This is a genomic window from Pseudovibrio sp. POLY-S9, from assembly GCF_001431305.1.
Lineage (GTDB): Bacteria > Pseudomonadota > Alphaproteobacteria > Rhizobiales > Stappiaceae > Pseudovibrio.
Genome location: NZ_LCWX01000163.1, coordinates 685 through 13,736, shown reverse-complemented (window position 1 = coordinate 13,736; position 13,052 = coordinate 685). Strand labels below are relative to the sequence as shown.

13 protein-coding genes and 2 pseudogenes are annotated in these 13,052 nt (G+C 51.0%); 9 read left to right on the top strand and 6 right to left on the bottom strand.

The features are described from left to right. Window positions 1-824: pseudogene (gene gatB, locus PPL9_RS31355) on the top strand (Asp-tRNA(Asn)/Glu-tRNA(Gln) amidotransferase GatCAB subunit B); the annotation flags it as partial. A 66-nt stretch (window positions 825-890) separates the two neighbouring features. On the opposite strand, the gene PPL9_RS14375 reads toward gatB, so the two are convergent. The 3 genes and pseudogenes from PPL9_RS14375 to PPL9_RS33335 all read right to left on the bottom strand — a co-directional run bounded on the left by PPL9_RS14375 (window position 891) and on the right by PPL9_RS33335 (window position 2,006). Beyond that, window positions 891-1,628, bottom strand: a complete 738-nt coding sequence (locus PPL9_RS14375) for a Gfo/Idh/MocA family oxidoreductase (protein ID WP_280139058.1) — start codon at window positions 1,626-1,628, stop codon at window positions 891-893. A gap of 6 nt (window positions 1,629-1,634) precedes the next feature. Next, window positions 1,635-1,844: pseudogene (locus PPL9_RS34705) on the bottom strand (Gfo/Idh/MocA family oxidoreductase); the annotation flags it as partial. 18 nt (window positions 1,845-1,862) lie between these two features. After that, on the bottom strand, window positions 1,863-2,006 hold the full coding sequence (locus PPL9_RS33335; protein ID WP_208989378.1) for a hypothetical protein: 144 nt from the start codon (window positions 2,004-2,006) through the stop codon (window positions 1,863-1,865). A gap of 533 nt (window positions 2,007-2,539) precedes the next feature. Between PPL9_RS33335 and PPL9_RS14370 the strand changes: the two genes are divergently transcribed. The 7 genes from PPL9_RS14370 (at window position 2,540) to PPL9_RS14340 (ending at window position 9,854) form a co-directional block, all read left to right on the top strand. Then, on the top strand, window positions 2,540-4,147 hold the full coding sequence (locus PPL9_RS14370) for a glucan biosynthesis protein (protein ID WP_057463340.1): 1,608 nt from the start codon (window positions 2,540-2,542) through the stop codon (window positions 4,145-4,147). 5 nt (window positions 4,148-4,152) lie between these two features. Continuing rightward, window positions 4,153-4,356 carry a hypothetical protein gene (locus PPL9_RS14365; RefSeq protein WP_057463442.1) on the top strand — a complete coding sequence of 68 codons (204 nt, stop codon included), beginning with the start codon at window positions 4,153-4,155 and terminating at the stop codon, window positions 4,354-4,356. 3 nt (window positions 4,357-4,359) lie between these two features. Next, window positions 4,360-6,111, top strand: a complete 1,752-nt coding sequence (gene mdoH, locus PPL9_RS14360; RefSeq protein WP_057463339.1) for a glucans biosynthesis glucosyltransferase MdoH — start codon at window positions 4,360-4,362, stop codon at window positions 6,109-6,111. 124 nt (window positions 6,112-6,235) lie between these two features. Further along, window positions 6,236-7,795 (top strand): glycosyltransferase family 39 protein, encoded by a 1,560-nt coding sequence (locus PPL9_RS14355; protein ID WP_057463441.1) that lies wholly within the window; start codon window positions 6,236-6,238, stop codon window positions 7,793-7,795. 18 nt (window positions 7,796-7,813) lie between these two features. Then, window positions 7,814-8,266 (top strand): GNAT family N-acetyltransferase, encoded by a 453-nt coding sequence (locus PPL9_RS14350; RefSeq protein WP_057463338.1) that lies wholly within the window; start codon window positions 7,814-7,816, stop codon window positions 8,264-8,266. A gap of 125 nt (window positions 8,267-8,391) precedes the next feature. Next, complete coding sequence (locus PPL9_RS14345; protein WP_057463337.1) at window positions 8,392-9,105, top strand: glutathione S-transferase N-terminal domain-containing protein; 714 nt, start codon at window positions 8,392-8,394, stop codon at window positions 9,103-9,105. A 206-nt stretch (window positions 9,106-9,311) separates the two neighbouring features. Continuing rightward, a complete protein-coding gene (locus PPL9_RS14340; protein ID WP_208980809.1) occupies window positions 9,312-9,854 on the top strand; it encodes a TlpA disulfide reductase family protein in 543 nt (180 codons plus the stop codon). A 90-nt stretch (window positions 9,855-9,944) separates the two neighbouring features. Here PPL9_RS14340 and PPL9_RS14335 read toward each other — a convergent pair whose 3' ends face one another. The 3 genes from PPL9_RS14335 to PPL9_RS14325 form a co-directional block, all read right to left on the bottom strand. Next, window positions 9,945-10,574, bottom strand: coding sequence for a TetR/AcrR family transcriptional regulator (locus PPL9_RS14335; RefSeq protein WP_208989377.1), 630 nt, complete (start codon window positions 10,572-10,574; stop codon window positions 9,945-9,947). Between the two features lie 258 nt (window positions 10,575-10,832). Next, the gene (locus PPL9_RS14330) at window positions 10,833-11,273 is read right to left on the bottom strand and encodes a DUF2147 domain-containing protein (protein ID WP_057463335.1); all 441 of its coding nucleotides are present in this window, start codon (window positions 11,271-11,273) and stop codon (window positions 10,833-10,835) included. A gap of 100 nt (window positions 11,274-11,373) precedes the next feature. Continuing rightward, window positions 11,374-11,784 (bottom strand): DUF2147 domain-containing protein, encoded by a 411-nt coding sequence (locus PPL9_RS14325; protein WP_057463334.1) that lies wholly within the window; start codon window positions 11,782-11,784, stop codon window positions 11,374-11,376. A gap of 356 nt (window positions 11,785-12,140) precedes the next feature. Between PPL9_RS14325 and PPL9_RS14320 the strand changes: the two genes are divergently transcribed. Continuing rightward, a complete protein-coding gene (locus PPL9_RS14320; RefSeq protein WP_057463333.1) occupies window positions 12,141-12,410 on the top strand; it encodes a hypothetical protein in 270 nt (89 codons plus the stop codon). Window positions 12,411-13,052: the final 642 nt, after the last annotated feature.

Here is a 13,052-nt window from a genome sequence, read left to right as displayed (position 1 = left end):
AGCCCGGTGGTGAGTTTGGTACGCGCTGTGAGATCAAGAACGTGAACTCGATCCGTTTTGTTGGTCAGGCGATTGAATATGAAGCGCGTCGTCAGATCGGCATCTTGGAAGATGGCGGCGAGATCGATCAGGAAACACGCCTGTTTGACAGCGTGAAGGGTGAGACCCGTTCCATGCGTTCTAAAGAAGAAGCGCATGATTACCGTTACTTCCCGGATCCAGATCTGCTGCCGCTCGAGTTTACTCAGCAGTTGGTTGATGAGATGGCTGCGGATCTTCCGGAACTGCCGGATGAGAAGAAGGCGCGTTATATTAAAGACTTCGGTCTGACCCCATATGACGCTGACATTCTTGTCGCTGAGCGTGTCTCCTGTGACTTCTTTGAGGAAGTTGCGAAGGGCCGTGATGCGAAGCTGGCTGCGAACTGGGTGATCAACGACACCTTTGGCCGCTTGAATAAAGAAGGTCTGGATGTGACGTCCAGCCCGATCTCTTCTGAGCAGCTGGGCAAGATCATTGACCTGATCAAAGCAGGCACCATTTCTGGTAAGATCGCGAAAGACCTCTTCGAGATCGTCTGGACTGAGGGTGGTGATCCAGCCCAGATCGTAGAAGATCGTGGCATGAAGCAGGTGACTGACCTTGGTGCGATTGAAGGCATCGTGGACGAGATCCTTGCAAACAACACCGACAAAGCAGAGCAGGCGAAAGAAAAGCCGGGCATGCTTGGCTGGTTTGTTGGTCAGGTGATGAAAGCATCTAAGGGTAAAGCAAACCCACAGGCGGTGTCTGACATGCTGAAAGCAAAGATCGGTCTGGAATAAGACGCTCCAGCAGCTTTATAGAATTCGAAGGCCCGCCAGTTTGGTGGGCCTTTTTTCTTGGTGAGGCTAGGTCACCTCAACCCATCCTCCTGATTTGTGAGAGCGGCGGGCCGCATCGACAACTTTTGCAACTTCGAGGCCGTCTTTGAAGGCTGGCCAATCCGTGGCTCCTGTCGCAATGGCCTCCAGAAAATCACGAGCCTCGATGATTAGCTGGTCCTGATAACCGGTTCCGTGACCGGGACCGAGGCAGAAGGCTGCATAATCCGGATGATGAGGATTGGTGAGGATCTTTCTGAAGCCGGATTGCTCCGGTTCATCCTCTATTTTGTAAAGCCAGAGGGCGTTCTGGTCTTCCTGATCAAACCGCAGGGCGCCTTTGGTGCCGGTGATCTCATAAATAATGCCCATCTTCTTGCCCAGTGCGACACGGCTGAAGAGGAGGTGACCTGTCGCTCCGTTTTCAAAAGTGCACATAAACTGAGCCACATCATCATTGGTGACTTGCTCGACGATGTTTGGCGCGCATTCTGACGGGCGTGTTTTGAAAACGGTCTCAATCTGTGCACTGACTTTCCTGATTGGGCCAACCAGAACATGGGCGCAGTTGATCATGTGAGGGGCGAGGTCTCCCATGGTGCCGTTGGAGTCTCCGCTGGAGCGCCATGTGGCAGGGGCATTGGGGTTTGCGAAAAAATCCTCGGTATGTTCTCCGCGAAAGAAAGTGATGTCTCCGATTACACCTTCTTTGATGAGCTGATGGGCCAGTTGTGTTGCGGGTGTGCGGATGTAGTTGAATCCCACCAGATTGGCTTGGCCTGAGGTTTGGGCCGCCTGTGCCATTGCGGTTGCGTCTGCAAGGCTCGCGCCCAACGGTTTTTCGCAGAGCACGGGCTTTCCCAGTTTGAAAGCTTCCAGAGCGATTTCTCTATGAGTGGCTTGTGGGCTGGCAATGACTATGGCTTCAACCCGCGGATCGTTGACCAATGTGCTCCAGTCACTGGTGGATCTGGCAAAGCCGAATTGTTCGGCCTTCTCCTAAGCGCCGTTTTCTGTGGTGGTGCAGATCATCTCAAGCCGGGCACGGAGTTTGGTGTTGAACACTGCGGGGGCTGCGTTGAGTGCGACGGCGTGCAGTTTTCCCATATACCCTGCACCGATCAGGCCAATGCCAATTTCCATAGGGCGTCCTTTTATAGATGAGGGAGGGTATGTCGGGGGGGCTTAAAAACTAATCAGGGAAACCGATAAGAATTGGAAATGTTCGGTTGCTTGATCCCTTCAAAGGGACTAGGGAGAGGCATCGACCCCAAGAAAAGTTGACTGGATATCATCTCATTTTGAGTGCGCGTCCCCAGCTGGGTTCAGATTGGTTCTGCAGGTGCGTGTAAAGAAGTTGACGAACAGAGGCGATTGCTTTTGGTGGGTTTGGGGTTAGAGCGTGGTGAAAACGTGTCTCTTGAATGAGTGACCCCTAATATCTCAGTAATTCTAATGGCTTATAGATGTTTCACAGGGTTAATTTTCGCTGTGAATCATCATCGCTCTGCCTAGCCACGACCATATCTCCGCCTTATTACGCTACGATAAACTTCAGGTGATCGGGCGTTATGGAGACTTGTCTGGTCTGGGGTCTAAGCTCTGCTAGAACTTATAGTTGCGCAGTGTATGCGAACACTGCACTTTGTTGTATTTGAAACCTTGGGGGCGTCTCGTTGCTTAATCAACGAAGTAGTTTTCTTTCCAATATCGCTGTATTAGGCGTCATTTGCTCCAGTTTTGGACTTGGGGCTTTTGCTTCTTCTTCAGTGGCTGCTGCAAGCGAAAGCTCTCAATCTCAGGTGCCATTCACCTTTGGTGCACTCGTGGCAAAGATGAAGGCACAGGCGCAAGACGCCTATGTTGAACCAACCAGCGAGCTGCCGGAAGCACTGGCGGCCTTGAAGTACGATGGCTATCGGAAAATTGGCTATAAACGTGACCGTAGCAAGTGGAAGGACACCGAGAACTTTCGGGTTCATGCCTTCCATCCAGGCTGGTTGTTTAAAAACCCTCTTAAAATTCATGAGGTAAGCGAGGGCGCTGCTCAACCATTCGTGTTTGAAGCTGCTGACTTTGACTATCAGGATGCGGAGCTGACCGCATCGCTGAGCGATGTTTCTTTTCCCGGTGTTGCCGGATTCCGCTTGCTAAATCCACTCAATGTGGAAGGGCAGATGGATGAATTGGTGGCGTTTCTAGGCGCCAGCTATTTCCGTGCTTTGGGCGCGGGCAATGTTTATGGCCTGTCCGCACGTGCGCTTGCCATTGATACAGCCAGCGGTAAGCCGGAGGAGTTTCCGAACTTCACTGCGTTTTATCTTGGCAAGCCAGTAGATGGCTCTGATAAGGTGACGGTTTGGGCTGAACTTGATAGCCCAAGTGTGACCGGAGCCTATCAGTTTGTCTTTAAACCAGGCCAGCAAACAGAAGTGGATGTGACTGCACATCTGTTCTTCCGCAGTGATGTGGAGCGGCTTGGCATTGCACCACTGACTTCCATGTATCTTTACGGTGAGAATGACCGTGTCGGGTTTGATGATTTCAGACCAGAAGTGCATGACAGTGATGGGCTGAAGCTGCGCTTTGCCAATGGCAAGACCGCGTGGCGGCCTCTTTCCAACCCGGATAATCTGCAGCTTTCCTTTATTGGTGCCAGAAGTCCAGTTGGGTTTGGCCTGATGCAGCGTGACAAAGATTTTGAGAATTATCAGGACCTTGAAGCTCGCTACGACAAGCGTCCAAGCCTTTGGATTGAGCCTCTTGGTGATTGGGGTTCTGGTGCTGTTATGCTGGCAGAAATTCCAACAGATCAGGAAATCAACGACAATGTTGTTGCCTTCTGGTCTCCGAATGAAGCGGTGAAAGCGGGTGACGAACTCTCATTCCACTACAAGATGTATTGGGGTGATGAGGTTGGCCGTAGTGAGCAGATGCTGATGCCTGTGGTCCAGACCCGTTCTGGCAAAGCCGGACATTCGGCTTCTGAAGAAAGCTCGCTGACCCGTAAGTTTGTGGTGGACTTTGATGCTGAGTTGTTTGCTGAGAGCGGATTGGATGGGGAGCAGCTTGTACGCGCAAAACCATTTATTGAAAACGCTGCTTTAAACGGCACAGTAAACTTTGCTGACGTTCGCTACATTGAAGAACTGGGTGTTTATCGTGTGTTTCTGGATGTTTCCCGCGATGATCTTGAAGTCCCGGTTGAGTTGCGTCTTCAGCTGACTGATGGCGAAAAAGCAGTTTCTGAAGAATGGCTTTACCAGTGGGGGTGGAGCTCATGAGGCCTATGACATCTAATCTATTTTCGACACAAGTTGACTTGAGCAGCGGTCCAGTTGCACCGCTTGCCATGCCAGTGCAGGATCTTTCTGCAGATGATAGCTGGCTTGTTCTGATCTGGCGTCGCATGCGGTTTGGGCGCAGCTACTCTGCGCTTCCTTCCAAACGGACGCGCTTGCAAAAAGCCATCTCTACCTTTTCGGAGCGGTAATCCATGGATAAGCCGTTTCGCGACGGGGTAGGACACCGCCGGGCTGCGGCTTTCGTCTTCTGCCTGGCGTTGTCCCTCAGCTTTACAGGGCTGTTTTATGCAGCCTTGAGTGCTGACTATCTTAATATCTATGAGGTTGTTCGGATTGTGCTGCTGTTTGTCAGCACCCTCTGGCTTTCCTGGGGCGGAGCAACCGTTCTGCTGGGTTTGCTTTATGGTCGCTCTGTTCAACCTCTTGAAACTGATCCGCGATCTCTACCTGCTGCTGGCACCGCAATCCTCATGCCAATCTACCATGAAGATGCACCGGAAGTTGCCGCTCGTCTTGCCGCGATGATGGATGATCTGCGCGCTAACAATGCAACACACTTGTTTCACTGGCATGTGCTTTCTGACAGCCGTGATGAAGAGATTGCGGCAGTGGAAGAGCAAGTGGTGCGTCAGCTGGTTGCCCGCTATCCTGAACAGAAGATCTTTTATCGTCGCCGGGCTGACAACCATGGCCGCAAAGCGGGCAATGTTGCTGAGTTTGTGCAGCGGTGTGGCGGTGCCTACCGTTACATGGTGGTGCTGGATGCTGACAGCCTGATGCGTGCCGACACGTTGGTGCACATGGTTGGACGCATGGAAGCAGAGCCCAATCTTGGGCTGTTGCAGACCGTGCCGATGCTTGTTGGCCTGAAAAGCTATTTTGGTCGCAGCATCATGTTTGCTTCTGGCATGTTTGGCCGGTCCTTTGCTTTTGGCCTTGCAGCGATGCAGGGCGAATGCGGGCCATTTTGGGGGCACAACGCGATTATTCGCACACGTGCATTTGCCTCCAGCTGTGGTTTGCCGGAGTTGGATGACACTGCGGCATTTGGCGGGCACATATTGAGCCACGACAGTGTTGAATCTGTACTGTTGGCGCGTGCAGGCTGGCAGGTGGAGTGTGATCCACGGATCACTGGCTCTTATGAGGCTGCACCTGAGAATATTCTGGGCTATGCCGCGCGTGACCGGCGTTGGTGTCAGGGCAATTTGCAACATTCCCGTGTGGTTGGGGCTCGTGCTCTGAAGCCCTGGGGTCGGTTCTCTCTGATACTTGGCATTATGTCTTACCTGAGTTCTCCGGTCTGGGCTGCGTTTCTTCTGGCAAGTTTGTTTGCGCCTTTGGATCTTCCTGTACTGCAGGCCTATACCTTCCAGAACCACCTTCCGGTTCTTGGCCACATTCCGATGAGTGCGGCTTATGAAGGGGCAGCTTTGCTCTTTGGCGTGGTTGCCTTGCTGGTGCTGCCGAAAACACTCGTTGTTTTGAAAGAAGTATTTCTGGGCGCAGAGAACACCTCCCGCAAAGGCATACTGGGCGGTTTTGTAGAGCTGATCAGCTCTGCTGTGTTCGCGCCGGTTTTGATGGTGTTTCAGTGCCGCTCTGTCTTTGAGGTTCTGATGGGCCGGGACAGTGGCTGGACCAATGCGCACCGCGATGCGGGCCGCTTGCCTTTGCTGGACTGCCTCAAATCTGTCTGGTGGGTGAGTGTGATTGGTGCGATGGCCATAGGGCTGAGCTGGATTGGTGAAGCCTCACTCTGGCTTTGGGTGATGCCGGTTGCTCTGCCGATGCTGCTCGCGCCGTTCATCATCTGGGCAAGCTCTTACAATGTAGGCAGCCGGGCTGCTGAACGTTTGGGCTTTGTGCTTTCCTCTGATCAGGAGGGAGCCGCGCAATTGCTCGCTCATGTGGAAAAATACTCCGCAGATCTCAGGGTATAGACGGCTAATTTGTGCTTTGAGGGCCACATCCACCAGCTGAACCGCTGGGATGTGGCCCTTCTTATATCTGCTGGTGTCTCTCCGACTTAAGCTTTCGGTCCAAGCCTCTGATGGGGATGCAGTGATGCCGGAAGAGACAGTTACAACCCGATTTTGGTGGCGTCCCGCAGGCGTCTTTGTTCTGATTGCAGGATACTTGCTTCTGCATCTGGTTTTGCGCGGTTATTTCTCTCCCACACTCAGCACGGATGACATGTTTGAGAACGTGTTTGTGCAAGAGCTGAAGCTTGGTTACCAGGTGCGGCAGCCTCCGCTTTATGAGTGGATGCTTTATGGGGTTCAGAAGATCTTCGGGCCGACGATCTGGAGCTTTCTGGTTCTCAAGTACGCACTGGTGCTGTGTTTTGCGCTGTTCCTTTACGCAGTTGCCTGGCAGGCGATTGCCAATGCAAAACTGGCTGCGCTTGCCGTGTTTTCCTATGTGGCGCTCTATCAGATTGGCTTCAACCTGCATGAGGGGGTGACGCATACTGCTGTGCTGATGGCGGCTTCTGCGGCAACGGTTTACTGCTTCCTCTGGCTTTTGAGGGAGAAGACGGTGACTGCGGCTGTGTGTTTGGGGCTCGCAGTTGGGTTTGGAATGCTTTCCAAGCACTCTTACGTGCTGGTGCCGGCTGCTGTTTTTCTGGCAGCGCTCAGTGATGGGCATTGGCGCAAGCAAGTGCGGCTTCCGATGTTGATCGTTGCTGGTGTGATCGCGGCTGCGGTGTACTCGCCCTACTTTTACTGGGTCATGACTGGCGAACAAGCCCTTGTCGGTTCCGCGTTGACTGTGATGCGTGAGGGAGAGCAGGGGGCGGGTTTTGCCCGCGTTGTGTCAGGTGAGCTGCGACTGCTGGTGAGTGTGCTCGGGTTCTCCGTCCCGTTTTTACCACTGGTGCTGCTGCTGTTTTTCCCGGCGCTGTTTCGCGGCGCAAAAGCAGGGGGGATCGATCCTGATGTGCAGCAGGTTGCCAGGCTGCTTCAACGGGCATTATTTGTTTCTCTGGCTCTGGCGTTTGTGGGCGTGTTGGCCAGCGGGGCGCAATACATCAAGGAACGGCACATGCATCCGGTGCTGCTCTTGCTGCCCATCGTGATGTTCACTCTCATTTCCCAGCGGCGCTATTCACCGAGATCGGTGAAGATCTACAGCAGTGTGCTGGCCCTGCTGGTTCTTGTGGTGCTGGGCATCCGCATCTCCGGCTTTCTCGCCCCGGACAAAAGGATGTGCGGTGGGTATTGCCGGCATATGAAGCCCTATGAGGATCTGGGTAAGCAGCTCAAGGCTCAGTTCCCTGAGGCAGAACAAGCGACGATCGTTTCGCTGGATGAATACACTGGCGGAAACCTGCGGGTTACGCTGCCAGATGCCCGACACATCATCCAAAGCTTCCAACCCAGCACTCAACAACGGCAAAACTGCTTTGTTGTCTGGGATATGGGAGACAACGGTGCGCAACGCGGTCTGCAGGCAGCGTTTACCAGCGGTGGTTTTGGATCTGGCAAAGCACCTGTTCGCGAAGATACTTTACATTCAAATCAGATAGATGTGAGTTGGCCTCATTTGTGGAAGAAGGATAACTTCCGTAAAACAACATTCGGCGTTGCGAAGATTGATCGCGATTCTGAAATTTGCCGCTAACTCATATTGGGTGTTTTGATGCTGAAGATACGTGTTGCCAAAGACGAAGACATTGAGGCTGTGGTGCAGATGATGAACGGAGGGGCTTCTTCCCAGCGTGTTCATCTGGAAAACGGGGAGACCGACACATATAAGCCAGCGTTTCATGCGATCCAGCAATGCCCTAATACCGATATTTATGTGGGTGAGACAGAAACGGGCGAGGCGGTTGCAACTTTTCAGCTGACTTACGTGAAGGGCCTTGCCTTCAACGGCAAACCGCGTGGTCAAATTGAGAGTATGCATACTCGTGCTGACATGCGTGGCCAGGGAATTGGGCAGGAGATGCTTGCCCACGCGGTCAAGTTGGCACGTGATAAAGGCTGCTGTATGGTGCAGCTGACCTCAAACAAAGAACGCAGTGGCGCCCATCGCTTTTATACCAGCAACGGATTTGTGCCGACGCATGAAGGCTTCAAGCTTATTTTCTAAGCGTTAACTGGCATGAAAGCCGGATGTTTTCGCCGCAAGCTTCTTGAAATATCTGCATCCGCGAACCGGGGGGATGAAACTTTCCTTTATCCGCCCATTTCAAGTGTTTTCTTACAGGTGATCAAATGGCCGTATCGCAGACCAAACCCATTGAACTTTATTATTGGCCAACACCGAATGGCTGGAAGATTTCTATCATGCTGGAAGAGCTTGGTGTTCCCTATGACTTGAAACTGGTGAACATTGGGCGTGGTGAGCAGTTTGAGCCAGACTTTCTCAAAATAGCACCAAACAATCGTATGCCTGCGATTGTTGATCCTGAAGGACCGGGTGGTGAGCCGATTTCGATTTTTGAGTCAGGTGCTATCATGCAGTATCTAGGGCGGAAGTTTGAGCAGTTTTATCCATCAGAAGAACGTGCTCGTGTTGAAACGGAAGAATGGTTGATGTGGCAAATGGGCGGGTTTGGCCCCATGCTTGGGCAGAACCATCATTTCCGCGTCTATGCACCCGAAAAAATTGAGTATGCCATGATCCGTTATTTTAACGAGACACATCGGCTGTATGGTGTGCTTAATAAACGGCTTGCTGATCGGGCTTATGTTGCTGCCGGGGAATATACGATCGCAGATATGGCAATATTCGGCTGGTCTCATCGCTGGGAACGGCAGGGAATGGATTTGGAAGAGTTTCCGCATGTAAAGGCTTGGCGCGAACGTTTGTTGGCTCGCTCTGCAGTTGTCAGAGGGTTAAATGTGGGTGACACAGAAGCTAAACCCTCAAATATTGCAGAGGACAAGCAGGCACAATCAGTGCTGTTTAATCAACGTGGATCATAGCCTGACGACATAGCAGTCTCTTCCAGAGCTGTTCGACGTATATGCCTTAGGGGTATCTGCAGAGGAGATTTCCGCCTTCGATCCCTTTTTAGGCCATTTATTCATCACGTCACCGGCACTTTAAGTTGATTTGAACCGGAGGTCTCTCAAACCTAGGCTCACGCAGAATGATAAATTGAAATCACTTGCGAATGGACCTTGGAACTATGCGGGCTCATAAATTCTTCCTGACCTCTCTTATTCTGGCTGTTTGGGCGTTTGCCTCGCCTGTCTCAGCCGCTTCTTTTGAAGACCCTAAGTATAGTCTTGAAGTGAAAGACGAGGCAGGTACTAAAACACTGCGCGATGCTTTCACCAAAGGACCTGCTATTTTGCACTTCTGGGCAACATGGTGCCCGAACTGCCGTGTTGAACTGCCAGCAATGGAACGGTTTGAAGATGAGTTGAAGGCGCAAGGTCTGGATGGTCAATTTGTTGTTGTAGCATTGGAAGATGTTCCGTATGGCCGCATCCAAAGTTTCCTTCAAGATCGTTTGGAACTGGAGCGCTTTACCAGCTATCAAGCCGTTGACATGCAAGCAGTTGGAACCGCATTTCAGGTTGCGGCGATGCCTTACACGCTCTTTATCGATGAAAACGGGGATGTGCTTGGCGGAATTCCGGGATCTCTTGAGTGGGATGCCCCACAGATCAAAGAGACCTTTATTGGTCACCTTCAAGGCAAAGGTACGATCGCCTCTGGTAACTAAGTCTATTTTCCGGGTTTCTGCAGTTTAGAACTTGGAACCCTGGGAAAATTGATTATCCTTTGATACATAAGAGCCCTCTTGCCGGACTACTTAAGCCCGGGCAAGAGGGCTCTTTTTCATACGAGTTGAAAGAGCTTCCATGATGATGTCGATTGCGGGGAAAATTTGATCCAGTGGAGTTTCGAACTTGACCATCTGGATGATCCCTTCAAAAGCCATCATAAAATAATCCACCAGATGGTCTATGTCCTCTGGTGCTTGCAGATCGCTTTCAAACTTTACCAGGCGCCGCCGGATCTCAGCTGCCCATTGGAGACGCAATGCGAGGTACTCTTGACCCAGATCCGGATCAAGCCGCCCAATCTCGCCAATGGTGGACCAGTAAAGGCTACCTTCGGTACGGTTCTGTTCCTCGCATAGCTCTGCAAAATCAGTCAGCATCAGGTACATGCAGGAATAAATATCAGCGTACATCGCGGAGCTTGAGCTAACTTGCTGGCTAAATCGCATGAAGTACCAGCGCATAGCCGGGGCGATGAGATCTCGTTCCCCCTCAAATCTTTGGCGTAATAAGTCAGGGGCAATCTGTGCTGCCTCAGCAACTGCGTCGATGTTTGCAGCTTGCCGACCTTGTTCCAAAAGAAGTTGGAAAGCTATTTTGAACACCTGTTCCAACCTGTGAGGCGGAATTAAGTCGTCGGGATTTTTGTTGCTGATCATAAAACCAAAGACTCATCCTTAGCACGCCAACCTTAGCTAATTGCGATAATTGTTGTGCGTCTTCCTGAGCGTCTTCGAGTTCAATTTAGCCTTCGAAGCGAGTATCCAGAGTGCCTGAGCTGTTGCTCATAGCATAAAGCCGAAAATGATCCGGAAAAGAATGCAACGAGATATGTTTCAATTTGTTGGGGTTGTCCTAATAGGCAGCTCTTTAAGATGTTTCATCGCAAGGGGCGGCAAGCAGCAGGATTGATTTTATTATTTGAGTTTAGGGCGTTGCCAGATCACATTTTCACAAAAACTCAGGAAGATCTTTTTGCAGCCTGTCATTTTTAGAAGGCCACTGGGCAACAGGTGAATATTGATAGCAATTTCGTATCCACGCCGAGGATCATAACCTTCTGCGTGCCATTTATTTTCTCCAGCTGCCTTTATATTCCAGAGCACCTTTAATCCAAGGACTTTGCGCTTCCGTTTGGTCGTATCGTGATTTCGAAGGTCTAGAATATCTTGCTGACGTTTACCGTCGGGTGGTTTGAAGGACTGAAGCTGCCCACACATGGTCGAACCACATTGTGAGATACTGATAATTGCACCCTTGGTTGTTCGCCACAAACCGTGCAGGTCAGAGCCTTTGGCTGCTGTCGCCAATGAAGTTGAGAGAAAAATAAAGCCAAAGATGAAACCAGAACGGACCATTTCAACCTGCTTGCTTGATCACCTGCTCAATCTCAGGAGCAGGTGATTAGCTATCATAACAGGCCAGTTTCGGCTTGTTGCCTCTGGGCTTAAGGTAAATTTACTTTGTACGGGTCCAGGTGTCGCCTTTACAGAAGATCAGCACGCAACCCTCAAGTTTCAATTTGTCGCTGGAAACCAGCTCCATTTTGCCGGAGTATGTTTTGCCATCTTCCGCATTGTAAACCTTGCCCTTCCAGCTGTTTTTTCCGCTGGGCTTCATACCAAGAATGGTTCTTGAGCCAATTAAGGAGCGATCACGGAGCTTGGGATCCGGGTTCTCTGTATCCTTACGTGGTTTTTTTAACCAAACGATGTTGCCGCAAAGATTCCCCCCGCACTGGGAGATCTTAATCTTGGCGGTTCCGTTTGCCCTCAGCCAGGTGCCGGTTGCGTCAGCAGCAAGGGCTGATGTGGCCAAGCCAATTGAAAGTATCGCTGCCAAGGATGATTTCAATAAGGGTGCTTTCATGGTTCCTCCCAAAACACTGAAGCTTGCTAATAATGGCTTTACCTTATCGTAAAGCTGGGAATGTGCAAGGCAATCAATCAGAGGACTGGACAAGCTCTCATTGATTTCGATTCGCACAACCCATCAATTCAATCAGTGCGATATCCCTTGGTTTACAGCGTGTCAGAACTGCGTAATTTTTGACTTTAAAGCGGCTTTTTTCGTTTCAATCATGGTTTTTAACCGCCTTTTTAGAGTGTCAAAATCTAATAGTCCGCGACGTCAATTAGATTTCGGGGAGGCGTCGGCTTCCTCTTATCTCATGAAAAATTACGAGCAAATCCACACGAGTTCACTGTGTTCAGGAGAGAGATTTAATGACTGTGTTGCAGTTTGATGGCGCAATTCATCGGCATGTGAAGCAAAACCTATGCGAAGTAGAGTCTCTGTTACGGCGTGGCCTGGATGCGGCATCTGGAAAAGCTGGCGCTTGCGATCTGATCGAAGCCCATAAGTGGTTTAACCTTGCAGCGATGCGAGGTAGTACGCAGGCAGTACGATATCGTCGTGAGGTATCTCAGGAAATGTCCAATATGGAGATTGCTGAGGCACAACGCGCGGCTAGAGACTGGCTTTCTGTACACTGATATGAATTCTACAGCTTGTCGCGATTGGTATGCGGCAAGCTTATGATCCGAGGCTTTGGGAACCTTCTCCCAAGATAGAGCCGGGGACACTCGTTTGAGCGAGAGCTGTTTTTTGAAAAGATAACGTTCGAGCGTCTCCCGCATCTAAAGACAAGAACCCGCTTTCCGCGTTGGTTTTGCGATGTTCGCAGCGGTGCACAGGGCGCTTAATAAGTTCATTATTCAATTATCAAAGAACTCGGGCTTTGCCGATAGTCGGGTTGTCTGTGTTGGTTTTGATAGTGCATCTTGTTTTGATCTTGGTCTATTCCTGTAATGTTCCCCTTGAGTCTTTGTTGGCGGCGATTTGGTTGCCGGGATTGGGTTGATATTTGGAATTGGTTTGATTTGAAGGCTTGAGGTGGTTTGAGTTTGGCCGTTTGCTTCGGGTGCTAATGTCGTTTGTGCTTGTCGCATGTTGGGGCAGGGGATGCTTCGTAGTGCTGGGCCTATGTGAATGCGCTTTTGTCGTGGTGCGTGCAGTATCGGGCTAAAGCGGGGCCTTCTTGTTGTGATGGGTGCGGTGCCAGGTTGAATTGAACGTTCTCTTGGACCTGGGTGTGCTGAGTTAAATGTTTGCTGACTTGATTTAAGGTGGCGGCT

Excerpts from the sequence above, each read along its gene's own strand:
- PPL9_RS33335 (WP_208989378.1), bottom strand. The coding sequence starts at position 2,006 with ATGGAAATTGGCATTGGCCTGATCGGTGCAGGGTATATGGGAAAACTG.
- PPL9_RS14365 (WP_057463442.1), top strand. The coding sequence starts at position 4,153 with ATGACATCTAATCTATTTTCGACACAAGTTGACTTGAGCAGCGGTCCA.
- mdoH (WP_057463339.1), top strand. The coding sequence starts at position 4,360 with ATGGATAAGCCGTTTCGCGACGGGGTAGGACACCGCCGGGCTGCGGCT.
- PPL9_RS14355 (WP_057463441.1), top strand. The coding sequence starts at position 6,236 with ATGCCGGAAGAGACAGTTACAACCCGATTTTGGTGGCGTCCCGCAGGC.
- PPL9_RS14350 (WP_057463338.1), top strand. The coding sequence starts at position 7,814 with ATGCTGAAGATACGTGTTGCCAAAGACGAAGACATTGAGGCTGTGGTG.
- PPL9_RS14345 (WP_057463337.1), top strand. The coding sequence starts at position 8,392 with ATGGCCGTATCGCAGACCAAACCCATTGAACTTTATTATTGGCCAACA.
- PPL9_RS14340 (WP_208980809.1), top strand. The coding sequence starts at position 9,312 with ATGCGGGCTCATAAATTCTTCCTGACCTCTCTTATTCTGGCTGTTTGG.
- PPL9_RS14335 (WP_208989377.1), bottom strand. The coding sequence starts at position 10,574 with ATGATCAGCAACAAAAATCCCGACGACTTAATTCCGCCTCACAGGTTG.
- PPL9_RS14330 (WP_057463335.1), bottom strand. The coding sequence starts at position 11,273 with ATGGTCCGTTCTGGTTTCATCTTTGGCTTTATTTTTCTCTCAACTTCA.
- PPL9_RS14325 (WP_057463334.1), bottom strand. The coding sequence starts at position 11,784 with ATGAAAGCACCCTTATTGAAATCATCCTTGGCAGCGATACTTTCAATT.
- PPL9_RS14320 (WP_057463333.1), top strand. The coding sequence starts at position 12,141 with ATGACTGTGTTGCAGTTTGATGGCGCAATTCATCGGCATGTGAAGCAA.